The organism is Aeromonas sp. FDAARGOS 1406 (genome assembly GCF_019048565.1).
Classification (GTDB): domain Bacteria; phylum Pseudomonadota; class Gammaproteobacteria; order Enterobacterales; family Aeromonadaceae; genus Aeromonas; species Aeromonas caviae.
On record NZ_CP077378.1, the window covers coordinates 934,803 to 960,215 of the forward strand.

General features: G+C 61.3%; 20 protein-coding genes. 4 read left to right on the plus strand and 16 right to left on the minus strand.

From position 1 onward, the window contains the following. Nucleotides 1-25 precede the first annotated feature (25 nt). The 5 genes from I6L36_RS04200 to hinT form a co-directional block, all read right to left on the minus strand. Entirely contained in the window at nt 26-889 is an 864-nt protein-coding gene (locus I6L36_RS04200) for a phosphotransferase (RefSeq protein WP_216986987.1), read from the minus strand. Beyond that, nucleotides 879-1,475 carry a penicillin-binding protein activator LpoB gene (lpoB, locus tag I6L36_RS04205; RefSeq protein WP_010674346.1) on the minus strand — a complete coding sequence of 199 codons (597 nt, stop codon included), beginning with the start codon at nt 1,473-1,475 and terminating at the stop codon, nt 879-881. The genes I6L36_RS04200 and lpoB overlap by 11 nt, the downstream gene beginning before the upstream one ends. Continuing rightward, nucleotides 1,475-1,873 carry a YcfL family protein gene (locus tag I6L36_RS04210; protein ID WP_039038972.1) on the minus strand — a complete coding sequence of 133 codons (399 nt, stop codon included), beginning with the start codon at nt 1,871-1,873 and terminating at the stop codon, nt 1,475-1,477. Before I6L36_RS04210 ends, lpoB begins: the two co-directional genes overlap by 1 nt. A 68-nt stretch (nt 1,874-1,941) precedes the next feature. Beyond that, the gene (locus I6L36_RS04215; protein WP_216986988.1) at nt 1,942-3,363 is read right to left on the minus strand and encodes a COG3014 family protein; all 1,422 of its coding nucleotides are present in this window, start codon (nt 3,361-3,363) and stop codon (nt 1,942-1,944) included. Beyond that, on the minus strand, nt 3,363-3,713 hold the full coding sequence (hinT, locus tag I6L36_RS04220) for a purine nucleoside phosphoramidase (RefSeq protein WP_010674343.1): 351 nt from the start codon (nt 3,711-3,713) through the stop codon (nt 3,363-3,365). The genes I6L36_RS04215 and hinT overlap by 1 nt, the downstream gene beginning before the upstream one ends. Nucleotides 3,714-3,969: 256 nt before the next feature. Between hinT and I6L36_RS04225 the strand changes: the two genes are divergently transcribed. Next, on the plus strand, nt 3,970-5,982 hold the full coding sequence (locus tag I6L36_RS04225; protein WP_109112359.1) for a methyl-accepting chemotaxis protein: 2,013 nt from the start codon (nt 3,970-3,972) through the stop codon (nt 5,980-5,982). A gap of 67 nt (nt 5,983-6,049) precedes the next feature. Here I6L36_RS04225 and I6L36_RS04230 read toward each other — a convergent pair whose 3' ends face one another. The 4 genes from I6L36_RS04230 to I6L36_RS04240 all read right to left on the minus strand — a co-directional run bounded on the left by I6L36_RS04230 (nt 6,050) and on the right by I6L36_RS04240 (nt 8,649). Then, nucleotides 6,050-6,934, minus strand: a complete 885-nt coding sequence (locus I6L36_RS04230; RefSeq protein ID WP_162540564.1) for a 6-carboxytetrahydropterin synthase — start codon at nt 6,932-6,934, stop codon at nt 6,050-6,052. A 281-nt stretch (nt 6,935-7,215) separates the two neighbouring features. Beyond that, nucleotides 7,216-7,338 carry a hypothetical protein gene (locus I6L36_RS22135; protein ID WP_258039730.1) on the minus strand — a complete coding sequence of 41 codons (123 nt, stop codon included), beginning with the start codon at nt 7,336-7,338 and terminating at the stop codon, nt 7,216-7,218. Nucleotides 7,339-7,593: 255 nt separating this feature from the next. Beyond that, nucleotides 7,594-8,337: a phage antirepressor KilAC domain-containing protein gene (locus tag I6L36_RS04235; protein ID WP_216986989.1), complete on the minus strand. Its 744-nt coding sequence runs from the start codon at nt 8,335-8,337 to the stop codon at nt 7,594-7,596. 141 nt (nt 8,338-8,478) lie between these two features. After that, nucleotides 8,479-8,649: an Arc family DNA-binding protein gene (locus I6L36_RS04240; RefSeq protein WP_216986990.1), complete on the minus strand. Its 171-nt coding sequence runs from the start codon at nt 8,647-8,649 to the stop codon at nt 8,479-8,481. A 152-nt stretch (nt 8,650-8,801) separates the two neighbouring features. On the opposite strand from I6L36_RS04240, the gene I6L36_RS04245 reads away from it, so the two are divergent. From I6L36_RS04245 to I6L36_RS04255, 3 genes are all read left to right on the plus strand, one after another. Next, a complete protein-coding gene (locus I6L36_RS04245; RefSeq protein WP_216986991.1) occupies nt 8,802-9,140 on the plus strand; it encodes an Arc family DNA-binding protein in 339 nt (112 codons plus the stop codon). A 75-nt stretch (nt 9,141-9,215) separates the two neighbouring features. Further along, on the plus strand, nt 9,216-9,563 hold the full coding sequence (locus tag I6L36_RS04250) for a hypothetical protein (protein WP_139751048.1): 348 nt from the start codon (nt 9,216-9,218) through the stop codon (nt 9,561-9,563). Next, nucleotides 9,564-9,911, plus strand: coding sequence for a Rap1a/Tai family immunity protein (locus I6L36_RS04255; RefSeq protein WP_216986992.1), 348 nt, complete (start codon nt 9,564-9,566; stop codon nt 9,909-9,911). On the opposite strand, the gene I6L36_RS04260 is transcribed toward I6L36_RS04255, so the two are convergent. The 7 genes from I6L36_RS04260 to I6L36_RS04300 all read right to left on the minus strand — a co-directional run bounded on the left by I6L36_RS04260 (nt 9,912) and on the right by I6L36_RS04300 (nt 25,393). Beyond that, nucleotides 9,912-10,115, minus strand: a complete 204-nt coding sequence (locus I6L36_RS04260) for a hypothetical protein (RefSeq protein ID WP_043133156.1) — start codon at nt 10,113-10,115, stop codon at nt 9,912-9,914. A gap of 73 nt (nt 10,116-10,188) precedes the next feature. Beyond that, the gene (locus I6L36_RS21880) at nt 10,189-22,287 is read right to left on the minus strand and encodes an LPD38 domain-containing protein (RefSeq protein ID WP_254203463.1); all 12,099 of its coding nucleotides are present in this window, start codon (nt 22,285-22,287) and stop codon (nt 10,189-10,191) included. 130 nt (nt 22,288-22,417) lie between these two features. Next, nucleotides 22,418-23,818, minus strand: a complete 1,401-nt coding sequence (locus I6L36_RS04280; protein WP_216986993.1) for a hypothetical protein — start codon at nt 23,816-23,818, stop codon at nt 22,418-22,420. Between the two features lie 9 nt (nt 23,819-23,827). Then, the gene (locus I6L36_RS04285; protein ID WP_203762482.1) at nt 23,828-24,085 is read right to left on the minus strand and encodes a bacteriocin; all 258 of its coding nucleotides are present in this window, start codon (nt 24,083-24,085) and stop codon (nt 23,828-23,830) included. After that, the gene (locus I6L36_RS04290) at nt 24,085-24,465 is read right to left on the minus strand and encodes a hypothetical protein (RefSeq protein WP_180911615.1); all 381 of its coding nucleotides are present in this window, start codon (nt 24,463-24,465) and stop codon (nt 24,085-24,087) included. Before I6L36_RS04290 ends, I6L36_RS04285 begins: the two co-directional genes overlap by 1 nt. Nucleotides 24,466-24,474: 9 nt before the next feature. Next, nucleotides 24,475-25,107, minus strand: coding sequence for a hypothetical protein (locus tag I6L36_RS04295; protein ID WP_216987134.1), 633 nt, complete (start codon nt 25,105-25,107; stop codon nt 24,475-24,477). A 10-nt stretch (nt 25,108-25,117) separates the two neighbouring features. Next, nucleotides 25,118-25,393: a hypothetical protein gene (locus tag I6L36_RS04300; protein WP_254203464.1), complete on the minus strand. Its 276-nt coding sequence runs from the start codon at nt 25,391-25,393 to the stop codon at nt 25,118-25,120. Between the last annotated feature and the right edge of the window lie 20 nt (nt 25,394-25,413).

The window sequence follows — 25,413 nt, forward strand, 5'->3', positions numbered from 1 at the left end:
GCGTCGCGCGGGCCGTTGCCTGGCATCACTCCAGGCGCTGGCGGTTGATGTCGATCAGGGCCTGATACTCGGGCCCGGGTTGCTGTTCGGCCATCAGCAGCGCCCACAGCAGGCCGATGTAATCGACCCAGGGCAGGAAGGCATCGGCCTGGAATCCCCGGGGCCCCAGCCCCGTCGCTGCCCCGTCCATGGCTTCAAGATAGCAGCTCTCCAACTGGCACCGCTGCTCTTCGCTCCAGCCGTGGGTGCGCTGGATGCTGGCGACCTCGAACCCAGGATGGCCGGCGGCGCCGTACTCCCAGTCGATGACCCAGGGCCGCGACCCCAACAAGTTAGCCGGATTGAGATCGTGATGGCAAGGGAGCCAGCAGTCGTCCGGCTCCCGGCTCGAGAGCAGGGCCCGCTCCAGGGCGGGCAGCCAGGGAGGGATATGGGCCAGACGCTGCCGATACCCGCCGCTGTGGGCCCGCACCGCCATCACCACGGTCGGCACCGGCAGGCGGTGCAGCCGCACCAGCACATCCGCCATCAGGCGGGGTTGCGCGGCGAGAGACGGCGCCTGCTCGGCCCAGTTGGGTTCGTCGCACCACGCCAGCAGCATCAGACCGGTGGCGGGATCGCCGTGATGACAGGGCAACGCCAGCCCCTGCCCCACCGCCCCCTGGTAGAGCTGCCACTCGGTGGCCCGGTCGATGCCAAGGCGCACCGGATCCGGATGACCGCGGCGCAGGAAGGCCTGCTCGCCAGTGGGGAGGCAGAGCCGGTAGTTGCCGTTGGTCAGGCCCTGACCCAGCGGCTCAAGGCGCCCCTGATCCCAGGGCGCCGGCAGGCTGGCGAGGAGCGCCAGCTCCGCCAGATCCCCCTGCCCCCGCGGGTCCTCACCAGCCAAAGGTGGACTTCTTGGCCTGTTTGCGGATCTCTTTCTGATCGGCCCACAGCAGTTCGCCGTTCTCCACATCCATCAGGTTCATGGTCATCTGGTAGTAGACGTCCTTCACCTTGCCGTTGTCCTTGACGATGCTGGCGAGGTTGCCATAGACCATGTAGCGGGCACCGGTCTGCTTGCCGAGCCGCACCATGGTGGCGGGATCCACCATGCCGCTGCCCTGCTGGTATTCGAGCTGCTGCTTGACCGCCGCCACCTTGCTCATGTCCACGAAGCGGAACTTGCCCGAGCGCAGTAGCTTGGTGCGGATAGTGTCGGTGATGGCCTCGGTGTCGATGTGCTCCGAGGTCTTGTTGCGGATGGAGTCCATGAACATCACCGGGCGGCCCCCGGCGGTGATCTCGCTGGTGGCCGGGGACGCCAGCATGGAATCCGCCATCTTGTCGGCGATGGCCTGCAAGTCGGAGGAGCCGTAATCGACGGTCACCGTCTCGGTCTCGGTGGGATCGCCATAGCTGACGGTGGTGCTGGAACAGCCGCCCAGCAGCAGGGCGCCGGTCAGGATCAGCAGGGCATGATTCATTTTCATCAGTAGGATTCCTCCATCACTTCGCGAACGTAAATCCGGTAACCCCGTGCAGCCGGGCTCGGCGCCAGGGCGGACAGGGTGCGGGTCTGGTAGCCATGCAGCTTGAGGGGGGTCCAGCCGCGGCCATCGCTGGCCACCTCCTGCCCCGCGTCGTCATACCAGTAGAAGAGATATTGCAGCCTGTTGTCACCACGCTGGGTGCTGGCCGCCGCCACGTTGACCTGCAACAGGCCGTTCTGCTGGCGCCGGCTGAGTTCGGTCAGGGTGACGTTGACGTTTTGATGCTGCTCGGCCACCGCCGCCGCACCGGCCGCGCCATAGAGCGCCACGCCGGAAGTATTGGTGGCACAGCCCGTCAGCAGCAGAACCAGGCCCAGGGCCAACCCTTGTGCTTTCATCTTGTTCTCCTTGCCGGTGGCCGTCGGCCTGACCGGTCATTCATCTGAGTTGCCATATCCGGTTCCCCCTAGAGGGGCATCACCCGGGTCGTGAGCCCGCTCCCCAGGCGCTGTACCCACACCAGGGTGGTGCGCCCGGCGTGGACGCTGAGTGGCAGGGTGCGCATGGCGCTGCCCGCCCCCAGGGTCAGGGTGACGTTCCCGGCCGGGACCATCCCCTGCCAGCTCGAGGCCTTGGCGGGCAGCGTCAGCCAGCTGCGGGTATCCGCCCGCTCCGAGAGGGTGTTGAAGATCCCCACCAGGATGTTGCCCACATCCCCCCCCTCCTTGGCGGCGGTGCGCCGTACCTGCTCCTTGGCCACCAGCCGCAGGGCCTGCCGGGTCAGCATGCCGGGCAGCCGCTCCTGCAGATCCTTGGCCGCCAGCGCCTCCAGCCTCACCAGCTCGCTGGTCTGTGCCACCCCCTTGCCCACCGACAGGGTAAGCGGGGCGCCGTCGCTGGCCCGATTGTCGTAATAGGGCACCGCCACGGTAAAGGTACGAAAATCGCCGCTGGAGGTGGAGATGGGCAGCGGCAGGAAGAGCTCCCGGCGCGCCGGGATCAGGCCATCTTCAAACAGCACCACCAGCTGGCCCTGATCCTTGGCCAAGGGCGGCGCCTTGCGGCCCATCCGTTGCTCGGTCTCCTTGAGCTCCTCGGGAGAGCCGCGAAGCCGGGCCAGGCGCAGCAGGGCATCCTGCAGGCTCTGGTTGTCCGGCGCTATCTGGTAGCCGCGCTGGTAATCGACCCAGGCGTCGTTGAGATCCCCGGCCGCCTCGTAAAGCACGCCGGAGAAATAGAAGGTGTAGGCGTTCTGGAAACCGTTTTTCACCTGGCCTATCAGGCGATCGAGCTCGGGGGCGCCGCGCGACATCAGCTGGCGCATCTCCCCGGCTTCGTCCTCCTGCTCCCCCTCCTGCGCGACCTTGCGCACCTCGTCGGCCCGCCGTTTAAGGGCCTGCTCCTGCACCTGATTGGCACGGCGCACCTCTACCAGGGCGCCGTCGGCATCTCCGCGCTGCAAGTAGTTGAGCGCCAGATAGTGGTGCAGCATGGTGCGCTCGTAATCGGGCGCCTGGTAAGCCAGGGTCTGATCGTTGGTGAGCAGGCTGCCCGCCTGGGCCAGTCCCTGGCTCAGGCGGTACTCGGCCTGATTGTCTTCCCACGCAAGCCGGCTGTCGGCGGCGGCAAAGGCCTGCTTGCTGGGGCCGTCCTGACCCGCCAGCCAGGCGATGCGCCCCTTCTCCAGCTGGTCGAGCACGAAGGTGTCGTCCCCCGGGGTCGATTCGCGCACCTCGGGCAGGGCCTCGGCGGCATGGCCCAGCAGCAGCTGGTTGCGCAAGGGCACCATCTGATCCGAGTAGGAGACGAACATGTCTTTCCACTGGGAGGCACAGCCCCCCAGCAGCAGACCGGCCAACAGCAGGCCGGTCGACGTGACGAGGCGCATCACAGGCTCAGCAGGGGTCCCAGGGGCTCGCCACCGACCAGGTGCAGGTGGATGTGATAGACCTCCTGCCCGCCGTGGCGGTTGCAGTTCATGATGAGGCGGTAGCCGTCCTCGGCGATGCCCGCGTCGCTGGCGAGCTTGCGGGCCACGGTGAACATCCGGCCCAGCGCCAGCTCGTGATCCGGCTCCACGTCGTTGACGGTGGGGATGAGCACGTTGGGAATGATCAGAATATGGGTCTTGGCCTTGGGCTGGATGTCGCGAAACGCGGTCACCAGATCGTCTTGATAAAGGATGTCGGCGGGGATCTCCTTGCGGATGATTTTGCTGAAAATGGTTTCTTGCGCCATGGGTAACTCCTTTATAGGAAAAAGAAAATTCAATATAAAGCTCAAGCGGCTCCCAAACAGGCCGCCGCAACGCGCCAAGTGTGACACAAGCCGACATTTGGCACAGCCGTTGTCCCAATCGCTTCAGTTATTGTGAAGAATACCGATAGCGAGGAGACGTCCCGCGAACCACAACGGCATCCCCTTCGGGGCATGCAGGGTATCAAAGGGACGGGGTACTCAGGCAAGGGACTTTTGCACAGACAGCGGGACAATAATGAAACAAACAATGTCAGACCTCTCGATCCTACAGAGAGTCTATCTGGGCTTTGCCATCCTGGTCGCCGTCATGGTCGCCAGTGCGGTACTGACCTTTCGCGGCCAGAGCGAACTCAGCGGCGCCCTGGATCAGGTGACCCAGGAGTCCATGCCGCTGGTACTCGCCAGCAGCCAGACCCAGATAAGCCTGCTCAGCGCCAACAAATGGCTCACCAACGTGCTGACCGAGCAGGATCTCAAGCAACTGCCGGCGGAAGTGGCCGAGTTGCAACAGGCCAAGGGCCAGGTCGACAAGATGGTCGCCAGCCTCAAACAGCAGGTGGCGGTTCATCCCCAGTTGCAGGCGGACATGACTGCCCTCGTCAAGCTGGTGGATGACTACCTGCAACTGACCCAGACCCTGCCCGGCGAACACGAGGCCCTGCTCACCCGGCTGCACAAGGTCAATCAGGCCAAGGGCCAGTTCCAGGTCAGCCTGCCCCAGTTCAAGAAGAACCTGGGGGACATGATGGTCACCATCGACGACAGCTTCATCAAAATGCTCTCCGAGACCCTGACCACCAAGCTCTCCGCCATCGAGCTCTCCACCATGGATGCCCTCAACCAGAGCATCCCCGCCCCCATCGAGGCGGCTCTCAAGCGCAACAAGATGCAGATCGAGGGCTTCAACAGCACCATCAAGGATCTCCAGGGGGAGCTCAAGGACTTCGACAACAACATGGGCCACTACGTCCATGGCTTCGTGCGCGACACCACGGGCAATGACGGCGTGCTCTCCCAATACCTGGCTCTGATGAAGCAGCAGCAGGCCATGCGCGAGCAGAGCAAGCAGGCGAGCCAGCTCATCCTCAGCATCCAGAACAAGCTGGAGGGGATCACCGCCCAGAGCCAGCAGCTGATGAACGCCAGCATCCAGGCCTCCGATCGGGTGCAGACCCAGAGTACCCTGACCCAGGGGATCAGCATCGCCATCGCCATCTTCGTCGCCATCCTGGTGGCCTTCACCCTGGGCAAGGCCATCCGCCGCCCCCTGAAAGAGCTGCTGCGGGTGCTGACCGAGGTGACCCAGGGTGACATGACCCAGCGCGTCGGCTTCAAGAGCCAGAACGAATTCGGCCAGCTCGCCAGCCAGATCAACCTGCTGATCCACCAGATGGGGGATGTGCTAAAGCAGCTCTCCCAGGCTTCGACCCAGCTCAACAGCGCCGCCCACGACAACCGCCACACCACCGAATCGGTGCGGGCGGATCTGGAGAAACAGCGTCAGGAGACCGCCTCGGTCGCCGCCGCCATGACCCAGATGGAGGCCTCGGTGCGGGAGGTGGCCCAGGCCGCCAACCAGACCCTGGAGCGGGTGCAGGATGTGGAGAAGGCCTCCGAGATGGGGCGCAAGGTGATGGCAGGCAACATCACCACCACCCATCAGCTCGCGGGCAAGCTGCAGCAGACCGGCAAGGTGATTGGCGACGTGAGCGCCATGAGCGGCCAGATTGGCAACATCCTCGACGTCATCCGCGGCATCGCCGAGCAGACCAACCTGCTGGCCCTCAACGCCGCCATCGAGGCGGCCCGCGCCGGCGAACAGGGACGCGGGTTTGCGGTGGTGGCCGACGAGGTGCGCAACCTGGCTGGCCGCACCGCCCAGTCCACCAGCGAAATCCAGACCATGATCGAGAACCTGCAGCAAGGCGTCGCCCGGGCGGTCAACGTGATGCAGGAGTGCTCCCGCGAGATGGACAGTTGCGTGGATCAGAGCTCCCAGGCCAACAACGCCATGGAAGAGGTGCAGGGCATCGTGGTGCTCATCAGCGACATGTCGAGCCAGATAGCCTCCGCCGCCGAGCAGCAGCAGGCCACCAGCGCCGACATCGCCACCAACCTCAACCGCATCTCCGACATCTCGGATCTCAACTATCAGGGCATAGAGCGGGTCGCCGAGACCAGCCAGCAGCTCGACTCCCTTGCCGAGCAGCAGGAGGGGCTGGTCCAGCGCTTCCGCCTCAGTGCCTGATGGCCACGACCCGATACGACAAGGCCCCGCATTGGCGGGGCCTTTTCATGGCAGCGAAGAACCTGGATCAGGCGTAGGCGATGGCGCCCTTGCCGACCCCTTCATAGGCGACAATCTTGACGAACTTGTCCCCTACCTGCTTCTTCACCTCGCGGGCGATGTAGTGGGCCAGCAGCTCGATGGTGGTGTCGGTGTCGATCATCTCCACCTCCGCCGCCGGCATGGCGAGCTGGAACAGCCCCTGGGGCGCCACATACTTGAAGCCGATGTAGTGAGCGTCCCCTTCTTTCAGTGACGCCTCGGCCCGCTCGCTCAGGGCGAGTTCGCCAAGGGCCACCCTGTCCTCTTCGGTGCCCAGGTAGATGTCGGCCCAGCGCTCGGCCCAGTTGAACTCCAGCTCCTCGTCACGCTCCCCGTCCACCAGGATCTCGACGGGAGAACGGTGGCCGTGGGCGATGCGCTGGCAGTTGCCGTCGTGCTTCTTGAGGCCGTGGCTGTAGTGGTAGAAGGCGCCCTCGATGCGCTCCTGGCGCAACGTCAGGGAGAGATCCTTGATGTTGCCGGGCAGGCGCTTGGCCAGTACCCCCAGCAGATAGCGGGTCACCGACTCTTTATCCACCTGGGGGGCCGGAATGAAGGCAAAGCCCTGGGTCGGGCAACGCAGGTGGATGGCGCGACCCGGACGCAGCAGATCCACGGTGCTCTCGTCGTTCTCCAGCGCGTGGACATGGACCAGGGGACATTCCGTCGGCACCAGCAGCTTGTGATCCACCTCTTCATCGATGATCGACTTGATGAGCTTCTTCACCCGACCGAAGTCCAGCAGCATGCTCATCTCGTTGAGCTCGCCACTCATCTCGATGTCCACCAGCCAGCTCTCGCCCACCATGCCGCGGCGCTCGCATAAATAGCTGGAATCGATCACAGTCAAATCTCTAACAAATAACTTCATTACTCAGGCCTTGCTACAGAGAAAGTGCAGTTTGCGATATTATGACCCCGGATTATCGGCAAAGGAATGACTGATTTCTATCAGGATCCATTGCCAAGCCGCTTGGCATAAGGCTTATGGCCCTTTTTTAGGCCTCACTCATACCCCAGCAAACACCGCATTCCCCCGCATTTTACCCCTCGTTTTGCCCCAAAAATGCCCCAAGAATTTCCCTCAGGATCTCGTATCACGCAGGCATAGAAAAGCCCGCACAGTGGCGGGCCAATCCGAATCCTTCCGCATCACGCTGACACGGTGGCTTCATCGCGTAGTTTTTCCAGAATGCGCGCGATCTTGCTCTCCTCCTCAGGCGCCAGGTCCAGCGTCTCAACAAACTCTTCCAGTTCGCTTAGTAGTGATTCCATCCGATCTCCCCCTTGCTCTCCCAGTCTCTCGACTGTGAAGCACTGTATACCCATACAGTGCACTTCTTGAATTTATCATTTTCGGACTGATTTGGGTATTAAAAATGGGGCCGCAGCCCCATCGGTGTCATTCAGCTCTGTCATGCATAATGCGCTGGATCCTGTCAACCAGTGCCCTGCGCTCCTGGGGACAGAGATCGATAACCTCCAACTCTCCCAGCAGTGCATTCAATTCATCCTGTAGTTGGGCGGCGCTCATTGCACACCCCCGACACAGAATTGCTGGGCCAGCTTGGTCAGCCCCTTTGGTGTGATGCGAACCTGCTCACAAAGACGCTCACCGCCATCAGCCAAGGGCACCATCGTCACCTTGTGCTCAACCAGTCCCTGCTGCACCTTGTCCTGATAACCAAGCCACTGCTTGCCACCGGCACGCTTGTAGATCCAGCGCAGGCTGCACAGGTGCTGATTGAACTTCTTCGGCTGCTGTTGCAGCGCCTTGGCGGCCTCGGTCAGGTTCAGCGAGCCATCGGCCAAAGCGATCCTCTCCAGCGCCTCCACCATGGGTTTGGCTGCCTCCATCTGCAGTTCCAACTCGTGGTTGGCGGCCTCCAGGCGCAGCCGTTCTTGCTCGGACTGCATGGCGATCTGCAGGATCTCTATGGTGGTCAGTTGTGGGGTGACCGAGCCCAGCTTGCCGATACGGTAATCCAGAAACACCTGATTGACCTGAAGCTGGAATGATGGGCTGATCCAGCCAGCATAGGAGATCGCCAGCAACTCGTGGGCGAAGGTACCGCCGTTACGGCCTTCAACGGAAACTATGCAAATCTGCACAGTTTGTTTTTCCACCTCAGCGACCAGCTCCTGCGCATGCTTGGTGCGCAACCACTGAGCTGGGGCTTTGCTCGAACCAAGTTGACTGGCCCGGTGAAGGGCGTTCAGGTTGAACCGCCCCGCCTCGTCAGTGGTGATCTCCACCCCGGCGATTACCGGCATGGAATTCAGCGGTCCTGCCAAAACTTTGGTTTGCTGATACTGTTGTTGTATAGTCATATAGTAACTCCAATCATTTGCGTGGTGGGTTTACATCTCTCGGCCTCAACTGTTCCACCAGTTGGGGTCGAACTCTTTCTGACTTCAGACCGACTCTGCTTTCTCACTATCTCGCTCCCTCTCCATCTGCTGCTTCAGGATCATAGTGATCTCACCGTTGAAGCTGCGGCAGTTATCTACTGCTCGGTTCGTTAACCAATCGCGTATCTCACGCGGTAAGCGCAGGGATGTGTTGCGTACTTTGTCTTCTATCATCACTCCTCCTTCTCACACAGACTTTACTGTGAAGTCTAAATTGATGATAGTTAGCCTTCACAGTGAAGGCAAGCGATTTGATAAAGTCCGAATGAATTCACCTATTGCTTTTGTTAAGCTAATGCTTACTGAACAAACCAAAGTCACACCTCATGAGCAAAGACATACAGAAGACTGCGTTGCGCCTACCAAGAGATCTTCACAGCACTATCCATGAAGCTGCTGCCGCTGCGGGGCGCACGATGAACGCAGAGATCGTCTACCGATTACAGCGGACTTTTGATGAAGATGCCGAGATTGCTGATAGTGGCGTGAAGATCATCGAGGGCATGAGTATCAATCGTTCTGCATTTACACTGCCACCCGGCACTGTCCTCACTCCTCACGAGATCGACAAGGATGATCCTCGCTATACCCCTTACGTTCGGCGCGAGGAAATACAGGAAGTGCTGGACTACATCAGGCAGGAAATGAAAAACAAGAAGAGCTGATGTGATCGCAGTCACTGACGCACAGCCTCAAACGATGCAGCATTTGATTTTTGCAGATAGAAAAGGAGAATCTTGATGCGTGTAGCATTCATCGCTGCGCTGGTGCTTTTGTCTGGTTCAGTATCAGCAGACTGCATTGGAACTGGTAATTTTAAGACCTGCTATGACGATAGCGGGAATACATATACCGTTCAGAAATTTGGCAACTCTACTTACGTCAACGGGCAGAACCCCAGCACGGGATCAAGCTGGAATCAGCAGAGTCAGCGACTTGGCAATAGTACCTATACCACCGGCCAGGATGCTGATGGTAATTCGTGGGATAGCACCGCAACCAAAATGGGCGACTCTACTATAATTAATGGCTCAGATAGTGATGGCGATTCCTTCTCCGTTATTTGCAATGAGTATGGGTGCTACTAAATGATGTTTCGATTAATTCCACTAGCCATTGTTTTCTCATTGCTAAGTTTTAGTTCACACGCAGTATTTTACTCAGGAAATGATATTCTTGACCGCTGCTCTAGTGATGAGAGGAGTGATAATCACTTTCAAAAAAATGCTTTTTGCATGGGGTATCTAGTTGGGGTTTATGATAGCTATGAAGGCATAACAATTTGCCCGGAGAATAACGCCAAAAATATAACAATAGGTCAGTTGCAGCTAATATCAGTTAAATATATGCGAGAGCACCCAGAAAAATTAAATGGGCCGGCGATAGATTTAATTGAGCAAGGCCTTAATCAAGCATTCCCATGCAAAAATAAATAATTAAAAGAGCTGAACAAGCGCTACAACGGCAAATCCAACCAGGGCAATGAAAAAGCTGAATGCCATAAAGGTCTCCAAGCTCTCCCGGTTGGATTTGCTGAAACACCAACACCCGGCAGCAAAGGGTATCAGCGCCAGGGTGAAGCTAAAGCTGAACGCCTTGAGCGCCACCACCATCATTATCAACGCAAACAGTATCCACATGGTCAGGTCCTCACTGGTCAGGGCCCAGCTTACCCCCTGTTGTCCGGGGCAAGCCAGGGCCGCTATTCCCCCCTTACTCCCAGTTCGCCTTGTTCTTGTTGACCGCCAGATACACCAGGTCATTACGGCGGGCCAGCATCTCATCGATGCGCCGGCGCTTCTCTTCTGCGGTCAGTGTGCGGTCGCGCTGGATCAGCTCGATCTTGTTGCGCACCACCCGGACCTGCTGCTGAGTGCGGCTCAGGCTGCGACGCGACTTCAAGATCCCGCCCTGCTCCTCCAGTAGCTCGTTCGCCTTGTCGGTCAGCCCTTCACTGCGGTACTGGTCAACTGTGCGCTTGAGCTGGTTCACCTCGTTAAGCATCCGGTAGAACTCCTCCATGTGCTGCGTGGACTTTGCAGGGCCAGTGCCGCGATACACGGCTTTCACCAGCGGGATCTCGTCAGCACGCCAGCTGGCAGACTCGCCCGGGCGAGATGCCCTGATCAGGCCGTCAGCCGTGGCCATCACATAGCTGCCGATCGTGCCCGTGTAGCCGATCAGCAGGTGCTCCAGCTTTTTGGGTGACATACCCAGGGTTTCGCCAAGCTCACGCATCATCAGACTGGTCTGCTCGTTGTAGCGAGCCTCCGCCTGCACTGCGAGGTCCTGCGCGTTCTCGATGGGGATGCCACGGAAGGCATCGTAGTTGAAGTAGGATTCCACCAACGGCTTGACGATCTGCGGCGTGGGGTTGAGCGCGAACGTTTCACCGACCGCCCTGGCTATCGCCTTGCCGAGTTGCGCGCCAGTGTCCTTCCCGCCCATGGCGCGCACCATGCGCTCCGGGATGGTGCCGAACAACACCCCAATCTCGAACGGCTTGGGGATGCGGAACTCCTCATCCCCAATCCAGAAGTGCCAGTTCGCATCCTTGTCCCAGTCCGGCAGCGTCTCATAGCGCTCGTCATCCCAGTTGAGGGCCAGCAGCGCCAGGCTTGCTGCCGTGATCATGCCGGCACGCTTGGCGATCTCGCGCGGGTTGTCGCGCAGCTCACGGCTCAGCTTGCCGAGACCCTGGACCCTGGCATTGAAGAACGGCAGCAGTTGGGTCATGACCTGCATGGTGCGTGAGGCTCCCAGCATGGAGAAATCCATCAGGTCCTTCGACTCGAACGCCGCCTGGGCGTGGCTCTTGCCAGCCTTGATGGCTGCGGCATAGACCGCCTCGCGGTTGGCATTCTCGAAAGCCTCGCCATAGCGGTTGTACTTCTCCCACACATTGGCAACCACGCCCTTTGCCTGAGCGGCGTTGCGGATAATGCTCTTTTCGTAGCGGGCGATTTGCTCCGGGGTCATCCCCTTGCGTCGCAGCGACTTACGCACGGTATCGGCCATCGCCTCTGGGTCATTGCCATTCACGTAGCCGCCCAGGAAGGAGGCTCCGCTGAACATCACATCAATGGTACTGCCGTCCATCGCCAGGGTCTTTTTCACCCCCTTGATGGAGTCGATCACCGGCCTGAAGCCGTCTTTGCTGATCGCCCAGCTGGAGAGTGAGTCGCGCAGGAAGTTGCGCAGCATGAATTCGGGAGATGCAGTGACCCCAGCAGTAAGCAGGCGCTTGGCCTTGGCCGCCACATTGACCATGGCGCTGAACGGCTTGCGGTCGAAGAAGGTCATAGCGCGATAGAGGTCCGGATCCTCAACCCGGATCATGTAGTCCTCCCCCTCCAGCTTGACCATGATCCTGTCTTTGCCATTGGCAAGGGCCTGGTAATCCATCTTGTTTGGCTTCGGAATGACCTCGATGATGCCGGTATCCGCCAGGTTCCAAACCGTCTTCTGGGCCGCCATGTTCTTCATGGACGCGTCGATCAGCTTGGAGGTGGAGGTGAAGATGTTCTCGAGCAGGTCGTTAGTGTTGGCCTCCCCGCCCTTGAGCTTCTTGATGCCGGAGTTCTGGTTGGCAATGCCCTTCGTCTTGAAGGGGGCGATCACGTCGCCGTCATCTGATTCACGGAAGAACGGGATGTACCATTCGCTTTCAAACTCGGCCCGCGCCTCTTTGGTGAAGAGCCCAGCTTCTTGTGCCAGGTCCAGGGTTGCGGCATTGAGGCGGTTCCAGCGGGCTTTGGCATCAAGGAATTTGGCCTCCTTGCCCTTGCCTTGCCCCTTGAGCGCCGCAATGTCATTGGCATCGAGCAGGTTCTCTCTGCCCTGCGCCATCAGCAGTTCCGCCCGGTGACCAGCCATCCAGCCAAGCCAGTTGTGCAGATCAGCTCCCAGGTCGGCAAAGATGCCCAGCAGCGCGTCTTTCTCGCCGGTACCCGCCTTGCGCTGGATCACCCCGTCATTCCACTCCGGCAGACCATAGAGCATGGTAGCCTGCATGGTGGAGGCGGCCCCCGTCGCCATCCGTGCCGCCACATAACCGGAGTCTGCGGCATCAGTAATGCCGGCAGCCTCCTCGGCGTATTTGATGGGGGCCAGCGCGTCGAGCACCTCGGTGTTGGCTTTCTTGATGACGCGATCGATCCATGAGCTGACCACGCCTCGGTCAACTTGACGGAGCTTGTTCAGGCTGGCCTTGGTCTTGTCGATGATGTCGGGCTTGGGGCCCAGGTTGAGCTTCTCCATGGCCGCATCAGCTGCGGTACTGGCCTGGCTCATCTTGATACCGCCTTTCTGTGCTGGCCGCTCGGCTTCCTGGCTGAACTTCTTCCCGCCATCCGGCCCGCTGTCGTCTGGGCCGCTACGCTGCAACTTCTTGCCCAGCCCCTCGATCAGGGAACGCGTCTCCGCGGCGGTAATGCCATCAGGTACAAAGCCGACCGCACGCAGCGCCCGGGTGACCCAGGCCACGACCCGATCCCAGCCACGGCCCCAGGCCCCCTGCTCCAATTCCGCCAGATGAGCCACCACTTCCTCGGCTTTGGTGCCGATGTCCTCGTCGGCGTAATGGGTGTTTACCCAGTCCCACACCGGCTTCATGCTGGGGTCCTTCTGGGACCCGATGAGGCGGCTCATCAGCTTGGTATATTCCCCGTCACCCAGGACGTTGGCCAGGCCATAGTGGGCCAGCACCTCATGGCGCAGGATCTCGCGCATCCGCTTGGGGTCGGAAATGGTGTCCGCAGCAACGTGCAGGGTGCCGGCATCGTCGTCAAACGCGGCGCGGCGGATCAATCCCTCCTTGGCATCCAGCCCGAGGGATTCCTCCAGTTCAGCCTGGGTTGCGTGGATCTGCACATCTATGCCGGAAGCGCCGCGGTACTGCTTGAACCACCCCTTGGTTACCAGCTCAGCCTCCTTGCGAGTCAGGTGTTTAGCAGGTCGCATCCCTTGTGACATGGCTTGCTTGGAGAAGCGGATCCGACCATCGATGGCGTTGGAGATGATCTTGCCCGGGTTGGAGCGCGCACCCACGATGGCCACCAAGCCGTCATGGCCGGCGGCCTTCAGGCGCTGATCCTGCTCCTTCAGGGTCTTGATGAAGTTGGGTGCGTCGATCTTGCCCATGGATTGCAGGTAGCGGGCCAGCTCGGCATTCATGCTCTTGCGCAGACTGGCCAGCAGATTGGGCTGCCCGTTGCTCTGGGCGCTGGCGTAGTCGGCGATCATGCCTTTGGCCTTGCCCCATGCGTAGTTGAACGACTCTTTCCCGATCACCTCCTTCGGGCGCAGCTTCTTCAGCTCTCCGCGCAGGGCCGTGATGCGGTCTGACTGGTCTTTGTGGTGGGCGGCTTGGCGGCGGTTCTCGGCGTCCTGGGCGGCGCTGCTCTGGGCCTTGCGACCAGAACGGCCGGTGATCGCCCAGCTCGGGTTTTTGATGCCGTCGCGCATCAGCTTGCGGGCGTTGGTGGCCTCCTCATTGGCCCAGGCTTGCACCTCAGCCTCGGCGGCCGCCCTCTGCTCTGCCGTGTCCAGTAGGCCGGCATCCTTCAGGTCATTGAGGATCCGCCCCACGCCGGTGCTGATGCCGCTGGCAAAGTTCACGCCCTGGCCCCGGTGGGTGGCTTGGTTGTAGAGGCGTTGCTGCTCCTCGTCGATGGCCGGAATACGGATACTTACCCCGTCCAGCTCGAGGCGCCCCTCGGTTACTCCTCCTGCGCCTTTTGCTGCGCTTGCGTCACCAGATCGCGGAACGCTTGGCGCTGCGCCGTGGTTATTCCGTGCTCCGGCGAGGCCAAAAAGATCGCCGCCGGGCTTGGGTTGGCTGGCTTTTTGCTGGTTGTAGGCGCTGATGGCCTTGAGGGTTTCATTGATCGCTGTCTCCGGGGTTGCAGGGTCCACCGCCGCGCCGAACATGTCGGCGGAAGTGGTCTTGTTGAGCATAGTCAGGATGTCGCCAACCATGCCGGTGATCGCCTTGGCACTGCGGGCGCTGGCCGCGATGGCCTGGGCCAGCAGGCTGCCCTCTGGGCTGGTGTCGCCTCCCAGCATATCAGACTGAGCGGCCATTTCTTGCAGGGACTGCCCGCTGCGCTTGGCGCGGGCGATGCTCTCCACTGCCTCGGCGAGGTAGTTGGAGATAACCTTGGCCCGCTCCGGCGAGTGCTGGCGCAACTTGGCCATGCCCACGGCGTTGTTGATCAGGGCGGTAGTGATGTTACGGCCGTCCGCGTCCACTTCGCCGGTGGCCGCATCCAGCAGCCGCTGGTTGTCGTAGCCGTAGGCGAAGATGGCCGCCGTCACCCGCTTGCGGTAGGCATCATTCCACTGCCCGTCCCGGCTCACATAGCTGTTGCTCTGGTTCTCGCCGATGGCAGACAGGAACGCCTGGAGGAATCGGTTGTTCTGGCTCGCCAGTACGTCGCCCCCCTCAGGGATGTTGAGCAGATCCAGCATGTCGTCGGTCAGCTTGCCCGCGTCGGCGCCGGCATCCTCGGCGGCACTGTTCGCCATCTTGGCGTCGGTGTTGGAGTCCACCACGAAGTCACGCAGTTGGTCGTCGGTCATGGTGGTGATCCGCTCGCGCACCAGTACGGGCTGCTTCATGGCGCCGATCACGGCCGGGTCGATCCCGAAGTCGGCCGCATTGGCCTCGATGTAGCGGCGGTAAGCGTCGGCGTCACCGCGCTGGTAAGCCTGCCTCAGCCCGATAGAGCGACCGTTTCCGCTTTCCACGACAAGCCCACTGACAATGGGGGCGCCGCGATCTGTCTCCGGGCTGGCCGCCAGTCGCGCTCCGTCCGGCGCGGCGGCCAGTTGGCCCACCTGCACCCGGTAGGTCTGCTTGGAGCGATCCCGGGGCTGGAGTTGCTGCGGGTAGTTGTGATTGATGTTCCCCTCGAAGTCGTGGGACGTCACCAGATCCGCCGCTTCCACGACGCGGTATTGCACCTCGACCGCATTCCCCTTCGGCGTGGCCACGGTCACGCGCTTGCCCTCGGAAGACGGCGACGGAGCGGTTTCTCCGACCGGCTTCTCCAGCACGATGATCTTGGTTCTGACGCTGGTCGGGTTCAGCGAGTCCTTGAATGCTCCCTCGCGCATCAGCTCCACCTCGGCGCCCAGGGCATCCAGCCACGCCGCAAACTCCTGCCCCTTGCGGGTGGATTGCTGGCCTGCGCCGGCCGACACGATGGCCGCCAGTCGCCCGCCCGGCTTGAGGAAGTCATAAGCATGGCGCACATGGTCCATGTCCATGCCGTTGGAGAATGGCGGGTTCATGATCACCGCGTCATAGCTGGCGGTCGGGGTCAGCGCCATGAAGTCGTTGCCGATCAGGGTGTGCCCCTTCTCGGTCAGAATGTCGCGCAGGTCGCCGGCAATCTCGACGGCATCCACCTTGGCCCCGGCATCGCGGGCGGCATCGGCCAGCATCCCGTGACCGGCCGAAGGCTCGAGCACGGTCATGCCAGGCTCAATCCCGAGGCGACCGGCCAGATCGGCGGCGTCGTCTTCAGTGGTGGGGAAGAAGTCGATGAAGGCATTGCGGTTGCCCAGCAGCTTCAGCTTGAGCGCCTGCTCCTTGGTGCGCAGCGGGCTCACCTCGGCCCGCTTGCCCAGCCCTGCCTCGATGGCTTGCAGCTCCACCAGTGCTGCTCTCAGGTTGGCGCGGGAGAAGATCCCCATCTTGTTGAGGCGGTCAGCATCCGTCAGTTGCTCGGCTACGCGGAACGCCTGGGTGCCCTCCTGGCTGCCACGAACGAACGCGGTCAGCTTGTCGATCAGGTCGCGATCCGTCACGGCCACCTGCCGCAACTGGTTCGCTTCAGCCGCCTTGGCCAGATTCTTCAGTTTGACCCCGGCCGCCTTGTGGCTGCGGTTGCTGCTGGCCTGCATTTCGCTGGCGAGATCGTCCAGTTGGCGAGTCCAGTAGTCCAGACCTGGCATTTTGGCGCCCTCGACGCGCACCAGCGGGCCAGCCTTATCGGTCCACTCGTGGCGACCCTGGCTACCCATGCGGATCAGCCCCTCACCCTTCAGGCGCTCGTACTCGGCGTTCGGCAGATCATACATGGCGCGGGCCAGTCGGCTGCGCAGGGTGGCAAGCTGGGCCTTGGTGGTCAGGTTGCGCAGGATGTTGGCCTTGCCCGTGGTCACGCCGTCAGCAATGGCGTCCAGCAGATCGGCGGTTTTCAGCTCTTCCTCGGCAGCGGCAGTGGCGCGGGCTGCCATGCCAGCACGGCGCAGGGTGTTGGCCTTGCGGTCCACTGCCAGGGCAGCGTTGGCCTTGGTGCGGATCGTCTCGGCGCGTTGGCGCAGGCCGGCGATCTGCTTGGCCACGTTATCGTCTGGGCTGCTGGCGGGCTCCTCCATGTTCACAGTCGGCGCCTCGGCGGTCACGCTGGGCTTGCTCTCTGCCTGCCCCTGACCGGTCAACCATGCCCGGAAGTCGGTAGCCTGGGCCTCCTCTTTGAACTGGAAGCCGGGCACGGCACCGGATCCCTTGAAGGAGGAGTACCAGCCGCCCGTTTCTTTCGCCTTAGCGTTGATCCGGGTGTATTCGTCCTTCTCCACGCGGTTGGCCATCTGCACCACAAACAGGTCGTAGCCGTGCTTGGTGTGCTTGGTCTTGATGATGTCCCCGCTGGGGGTGGCGGTCAGCTTGGCGGCCTGCTCGGCGGCCTTGTCGGCGTCCTGCTTATCAAGCTGAGCCTCGGTCAGCAGGCGCTCATACTCGCCCACCTGCTCGGCGGTCATGCCCTCGCGCCCCTTCATGCGGGCCAGGGTGCGATAGTCGTCCAGGGTCTGCGGGTTCTCGATAGCCTTGGCGATGGCCTGCTTGCGAGCCTCGTGTGCGGCGTTCAGCTCCTTGCGGCGAGCAACGAACTCGCCATAGCGGGCCTCGGTGATGCCCTGCACCTCGGCGCGCAGCGCATCGGCCGGACTGGCATTGCTCTTGGCGAAGGGGTTGTTGGTGGTGGTCAGCACGCCGGCTCCACCGGCAGACGGCCAGCGCACCTCGCCCTGCATGATGCGGGTGGCACGCTCGACCAGCTCAGCCTTCTTGGTGCCACTGAACACATAGGCATTGTTGGCGGTCAGGTACTCCTTCAGCCTGGGCACGGTCCAGCCGCCGAACATGGCCTTGATGCCCTCACCGCTGATGATGGTCCGCTCGGCGAAGTCGCGGAACTCCCCATAGCTCATGTCACCCTTGAACAGCCTGCTCATACCACCCAGCAGGTCGTCTGGGGCGGAGTCAACCCATTGCTTGATGGTTGGTTCACTGGCGGGCAAGTCACTGACTGCCTTAGTGGTATCCCCCTCCTTCACCCAGCGCTTGAAGTCCACCACTGTCATGGCCTTGATGGCACCCAGGCCTTGCCAGCCCTCCTCGTAATTGCCAAGGTAGCCTTCCAGGGCGGCCTGCTCGTCGGCAAAGCCCATCATCACCTTGTGCTCGTCAAACTTCCCGGTTTTGGGGTCCACCTGGTCCACCACATAGACCGTCTCACTATCCGGCTTATCGCCGATGAACACATCGACATGATCGCCGTCCGCCCCCAGGGTACGCTTGATATAGCCATAGTCGTGGGCCATGGTGGATTGCCACTCCTTGCCATCCGGGTCAATACCTGAACGGGTGGATCCCTTGGGGTTTTCGAGCGCAATATCCAACCCCTGCAGCGTGAGGTGGCCCTTCTTGTAGTTCCCCGCCTCCTTCTGCGCCTCGGTGGGTTCCGGCGCAACCTCGGAGCGAGCCGCCTCTATCATCCGAGCCGGCGCACTGCCTGCCATCTCTTCTCGATCACGGCGCAACTGGATATAACGCTCGAGATCCATCTTCTCTTGGCCTGCCTGACGAGCCCCCTCATTGGCTACTGCGGCACCGGTGCGACGCCCGCCATTGCCATTCATCTCGTGCCGGCCAGCCAACTGCAAATCCGCAATGGTACCGCCGAGGTTCTGGTGGCGTTTTTCCAACTCATTTATGGTCATCCCGCCAAAGCGGTTGTCCATGCGCCCAGCAAACTCGCGCTCAGACTGTTCCCAGCGCTCCTCGCGAGTCGGCACGGGGTCCCCCTTCTCGAAAGCCCTCCGGTAGGCCTCCCGCGCCCTGTCAATAGCGCCCTCTTTGGTGTTGGAGGTAAACCAGCCAGCCCCAACAGCAGATCGGTACTTCCAGCGTCCGGCATGCTCCTTCAGCAAGTCGCGATCAATAAGATCTACCTCGGTTGGCTCCGGAACTACCCCACCTCGAGCAGCCTCGACCAGTGCCGAAGGCTCATTGGCGGCCGGAGCAGTAAGGCCTCGCACCTTGGCAGTGAACGACTTGGCTACTACCAGGCCACCCTTACCCGGGATCGCCTTCACGCCGTTATCCTTAGCCCACTGCTTGATGATCGGCACTTCGCCTTTCAGGGTGATGGTGCCATCAGGGTTATCAATCATCTCCGACCAGGGTGTCGGCGCCGCCGCTGGCCCGGCAGTCGTGCGAGCCTGTTCAGTTTGCGCCTCTTCAGATACAGCAACCCCGGCAGGTGCCGGGGCTGTCAGTGAATTTTCCTCTCCTGGTTGGGTAACAGGTACAGGTGCAAGAGAAGTGCCATCTGCCGGATCTCCGGGTCCAGCTCGCTCCGCGAGTTCGGCAGGGGTTGGTCCAACACTTGTTGCAACCGGATCGCCTGCGCCAGGCTGATCACCTGATCGCTCACTGCTGATTGCAGGTACTGGGGTAACTGGCTCATTGCTCACCTCTGTCTTGGGTTGCTTGACGGGGATAACCTCTCGGTATCCGGTATCGATGGCTGGTGCTAGTTGGCTGGCCTCGCCCGCGGTGGCAGACGGCGCCGGAACTGTTTCAGCGCTTACGCTTGCAGCTGGCTGATCAGATGGTTGACGCATGTCAGCGACATTCGTGTCGTTGACTTGGGACGGGGTTGCTTGCGCGCCGCGCGGGGCCATGCTTGCTACGGCGCTTTTGTCGATAACTACATGCTCTGTCTGGCCGCGCGGGTCGGTGCCGGTGACCACTCCATATCCCTGACTCACCAACTCGTTGATGTAGCTTTCAGAAAGGCGGGTAATATCACCCTGCTTGTGCAACACCTTGGTGCCAGGCTTAATCTTGACATCGTACAGGGTGGGCGTGCCGCCCATCATATCGGCGTAGGCTTGCGCTTGGTGCGCGTCCTGCTCGCTGGAGCCATAGAAGCCACCATAGACACGGCCCTTTTTGCCCTGCTTCTGACCACTTGCGCGGACAATCTGAATATCCTGCTCGCTCATGCCTGGATTGCCGGAACCATGAACGATCACCATGCCATTTTGCGCGATCTCAGTCTTTCCGTCTTGGCGATCCTGCTGGGCCGAATTGCTTGACGGTTGCTTGACTGCGCCCTGCTGCGCTTGGGCCTGTTGCACCTCACCGATAGCCGCTACCCCGAAGCCGCCGCCATTGAGGGGAACCGGGGTTTCCTTGCCCTTGCGGCTGGCCATGGCGGCCTCTTTCTCGCTGGCGAACGGCTTGCCCTTGCGGGTGATGCGCAACGACTTGAGCGGGCCAAATACCGAATCGGTGGCGCTGCCTGCCTGCTCGATGGACTGCGCCACCGGGCTGCGCGGATCGCGGGTGGACTGCTCGCCCATGCTGGTATCGACCTGATCCCGTGACAGCTTGGGCGGGGTATAGGCGCTATTGCGCGGGTCAGCGCCCGGCGTGCCCCCGGCAAAGAGGGTCTCTGACTGACCGATCTGCGGGGGCTGGTTGTTCAGCTCGCGCTCACGGCGGGCCAGATCGGCGGCGCGGCGCTGAATGTCGGCGGCGCGGCGCTGGGCCGGGCGGCCATCCTCGCCGACGATGAAGTCGCGATAGGGCAGCTCTGTTCCCACCTCGCGGGACTCGCCATCGATCACGGCTCCCGGCAGCTCGCCGACAGGGTGGGCCGTGCCAGCCTCAGGCGGGAGCAGTTCCCCCTCCTGCCCGTTCTGCCAATGGGTTCGCTCACCACCTCGAAACTGCGGGCCAGGGCCTGCCTGTCGGTCATCATGATCCCCTGGGGCTGCCACAGCCTCCCCCACGGGTTTGGCATTCGCATCGCCGGCGAAGATCACATCCTTGAGCGGCAGGGCTAGGCGCTGGTTCTCCATGGCTACCTGCTGGGCGCTCTTGTTTCCTGCGAACGGGTCAAGCCCAAGCTCACCAGCCTGAGCTCGCTCATAAAGACTCTTGCCCTGATCGCCAGCCTGCATCTGGGAAGCAACCAGCTCCTGCACTGACTGGCCAAACTCACCAGCCAGGGCGCGCTGCACCTCGCTATCGGCAGCCATGCCCTTGAACCGCGCTGCGGTATCGTCGCGGCGCAGGTAGGCCGGCACATCACGCAGCTCGTCAAACTGGCTGGCGCTGGGGCCGAGCGGATTCAGCTTCCCCTCGGCCTGCGAGGCGGAGGGCGCCTGCTCGCCGTCTTCCAGTGGAACAGAAGCAAAGTTCGGATCCACTGCCGGACCAGCAGCGCCCTCCGTCACCGGCGCGGAAGGCTCTGCAACCGGATCGGTCCCAACGCCATCTTCCTGGCTGGCATGCTTACCGCCTCGCGCCCCACCGACAGCACCTACCGCACCACCTGTCCCCATCCCTATCAAGCCACCCTCGATCGCGCTCGACATGACCCCCTTCATCGGGTCGATATCAGCGGCGGCCACCTCGTTGAGGGATTCGTTGACGGCGTATTGCTGCACCCCCTCCTCCAGGGTTTCGCTGATACCCTCACCTGCCGCACCCTTGGCAGCACCTTTCAGCACTCCACCGGTGGCTGCCTTGCCAGCCAGCATCTTGAACAGCATGGCGTCGCCCATCATGGAGCCCATGGCGGCAGCTCCCCACACCTTGGCGTCGCTCATAGTGGCTCGGCTGGCCAAGTTGGCCGTTTCCTCACGGGCCAGCCCCAGCTTTTCCTCATCAGAGAGATGGGCGGTCTGTTGATCCTGGTCGATGCGAGTAAACGACTGGCGGAAGGTATCGCTGCCCGCCAGCTCGTCAAAGCTCATTCCCAGCACAGTGTCGCGGGTGTTCACCCCGGCACTGCCAACCGATCCGGTCGCCCCGGTGGTCACAGCGGCGCCGGTGGCAATTTTGGATACTGCCTTGGCGGCGACCGCTTCGGCTACCTCCTGGGTCGCGCCACGCTTGACCATGGATGCAGTGACAGCGCGGCCGATAGAGGCTTTGGCGGCCACCCCAGTCACCCCGCCAGCGGCGAGTGTCGGTAGCAAAGAGCCAACGCCCTGCGCCATTTTCATCGCCCAGACATCGATATCCCCTGCGCCATCCCCCAGGGTCAACCGGCCTTCTGGCGTTTCATCGACCAGTCGGCGTCCCAGTGCCTCCTTGGCGTCAGCACTCATCCCATCATTCAGAGACTCTGCCCCAGATGCGGCCAGATCGCCTGCACCTGCGACCACATCCAGCAACGGGCTCAGCTTATTGGCCATATTGGCACGAGCCTGTTCCAGGTAGTCGCCCCCCTGCTTCCCGGCATTCTCTTTGCCGAAGTTGCTTACCTGCCGTGCGAGCTCACCAATGCCGCCCACCAGATCAAGTGCGCCAGCGCCCACCCCGCGGGCGACATCGCCCAGGCCGACATCAAGATCACGTTTGGCTACAGGCTCGGATGGTTGGGGTGTTGCAGCCGCTGCGGCAGACAGGCTGCTATCGAGCGAGCTCCAGAAGGGGTCATTACGAGTGTCAGATTGTCGCGGTTGTGGCAGGGCGTCACGCAGTCCAGGTTTGTCCATGGTGTCCTCGGATTTCGAGCAAAAGAAAAGCCCCGAGCGGCGAACCGTTCGGGGCTTTTGAGATGGGGCGATCAGCATGCAGACTGATCGACGATGGAGAGATGCTAACGCTGGGGTAGGTGAAAGGCAACTATCGGCGAGCCTGGGCCAGGCTCATTGCCTGATAGGCGTTGGTCTCCGTGGCACGGAGTCGATTGGCCGTGACGGTAGCCTGCTCAGTCTGCCGCTGTTTGGCCGCCTGCTGGCGCCAAAGCTCAAAGGCCGTGTTCATCTTGGCCGGGGACTCCAGCAGACTGCTCAGTTTGCCATGTTGGTTGGCCTCCTTCACGAACTGCAGGCGCTCGGGATCGCCGCCAGTCCACTCTTTGATAGGGGCCCCCGCCTCCTTCTCCTCAGCTTTGGAAGTCATGCCGAAGGTGTCGGCCAACGCCGCCTTGCTCTGCTCCAGCTGGGCGTCCAGCGCATCCAGTTGCAAGTCTTTATCCTCTGCGTTGCTGGCAGAGATGCGCGCCCTGTTCTGGCCGTGCTGCTTCTCCAGCTCGGTGACCGCCTTCTTGTAGCCACCCTGATCAGGCCCGGCCGCCAGGCCTATCCATCTACTTATGTCGCCAGCTTTGGAGGAAATCTCCTTTACTAAAGCTGCTCGCTGGAAGGCAGGCTTCAGGAAGTCATTGATGGGTATCACCTTGGGGTGGTCATCCGGCGCAGAAGTTCGGTTATTCGTTACTGGGCGCACATCCTTGCTGCCATCGTTATAGGTGACCTCCACCCCCAACACCAAGCCTCTTCCATCAGGGGTGATCATCATATTCGCCAGTTTCTTATCGGTGATGGTCTTGCCGCTGGCGGGATCTATATCTCCCACACCTTTACGCACCTCATCCCGATACAAATAGTCCATTCCCTCAAGGTATTTAGCGTCATTAATCAGTGCATTCCCTTCCGGCGTGCTGGGGTCCAATTTGCCATCTTTGAGCAAATTCATAAGATTGCCGGTGTGTTTGACTACGTAGGTAGATTTGTCAAGTGCACCCGGCTCCACCCAGCGATGAGGGTTAAATAGACCTGCTCGCTCGTCCTTAGCTGCCGCCCAAAATTGCTCTCCAGGGTCTTTACCCTCTCGCAATAGTTGCCAGCCAGATTGGTAAATTGGCAGATTCTCCTGCTGGAAAAGCTGCTTGTCCCGCAGTGTCTTTTGCCACTCATACTCCTGCTGCTGCCGAGCTTCCTGTGCCGCCGCTCGCCGCTCAGCAGCACCGACTCGCGCCTCTGCAGATTTCACCTGACGCTCGGTGAGGGCGAACTGCCTGTCATACTTGGCATCAGCCAGCTTATCGCGCCCCTCGCGGTACACCAGCTCGTTCTGGTAGCGCTCATCCGCCACCTTCTGCCGGCCCTGTTCGTTCTGCCACATGGCATCACGCAGGCTCATGGCCTTATCCATCCGCTCATCTTCTTTCTGGCCACGTTGATAACGGTCCATGGTGTTGAAGCCAGCCAGAAAACCTTCCGCCAATCCCGATACGCTCATCATGCCCCCTTAAAACAAGCTGTCTGCCAGAAACCCAACCCCAGCACCTGCCAGTGCGCCCAGAGGGCCACCGAGTGAACCCGCCATGCCCAACACGGCGCCCATCGATGCGCCAGTACCGATTGTGCTCAGGGTTTGCCCCTTGCGAGCGGTCTTGAGACTCTTGTTGGCAGCCTCCATCTCCGACTCTCGGTTGGCAGCATCGCGCAACCCCGCCAGGCCTTGCTGGCGTGTCTGGCCGCCGATATCCAAAATGCCGTACCCCATCACACACCCCCTCCGGTTTTGATTGCCTCACGTAGCCCCGCATCCGCGCCGGTCAGGATCCCCATTTGTCGGGTCTGCTCCTGTTCACGAAGGCCGTTCTCGGTACCCGCCGTCATCAGCGCCATGCGCAGCCCTTGGCTGTTATCGTTGGCATTGCTACTGGTACTCAGCCCCATCCGCGCATTGCGGTTGGCCGTAGCCTGCTGAGCTGAGCGGAGCGCGTTGGCGTTGTTCTCATCCACCCGTCCAAGTTGCTCCCGCAGAAGCTGACCGTTGGTGGCCAACTCCATCAACTCCTGCTGCTTGGGGTAGAAGCGTGTCTTCCAGTCCTGGTACTGCTCTCGGGTGATTTTGGCGTAAGTGTCTGCGGCGTAACCCATGGAACCCCCTTAGTAACCCTTACCCTGCAGCACGGATGCTGTCGGGCTGATTTTCTTGATCTCCGTTGCAGCCGGCGCTTTCAGGCTGGCCAGCCCATACGAGGTGGCGGCTCCTGCCAGGGTTCCCACCAAACCAGCCGTCGCCTGCTGGCTTTGGTAAGAGCTCTGTGCATCACTGGTTGCCTTGCGCAAGCTGGTTGTGGCCACATCGCCAATACCAGCCAGCGATTCAGCCTTCTGCCCTGCGCCAATGCTCACCACATCCTTGAGCCCAGCAACATGCTTGTCCTGCTGGCTGGACTGTGCGCGGTTAGTGGTATCGGTCTGACTCAGGGCTTGGTCCGTTGCCAGTCCTTCCATCGCCTCCTGGTACCTGCCGCTGGTTGGATCTACTCCACTGGCAGCCATGGAGTCAGCCAGCCCTGCGCGCGATTCACCAAAGGATTGAGCAGTGCCAAGCGCTGCCGTGCCTGCCAGTTTGTCGAACTCCCCCTCACTGTTGAGGTCATCCACCTTCTCGATGAAGATGTCCTCGTATTTCTGCAGGTCGTTCTTGTAGAGATCCCACTGCTCCATGGCCACACTGGCCGCAGCCTTCTGAGCCTCGGTCTCCTGAATTTCGTTCGAGCCACCCTTCCCCATCACCTACACCTCATAGGTTGATCTGAAACACATAGAGCCCATCAGCATCATCCGGCTGACGGACCCATCCCATTCTTGGCGCAACCTTGAGCCACCCCTTACGCACCGAGTGGAAGCGCAGCCAGCGTGCCCCAATCAGGCGTGCCAGGCGCTTCACTTCCGGCAGGTGCCGCTCAGGTGCCCCACCATCCCCCCACCCCACCCAGACCAGGACACCGATCACGCCATCTTCTGCCTGTGGCTTGAGCACAAACCCGTCATCGCCACGCACAAATAAAAACGCCATCCGGTTTCGGATGGCGTCTT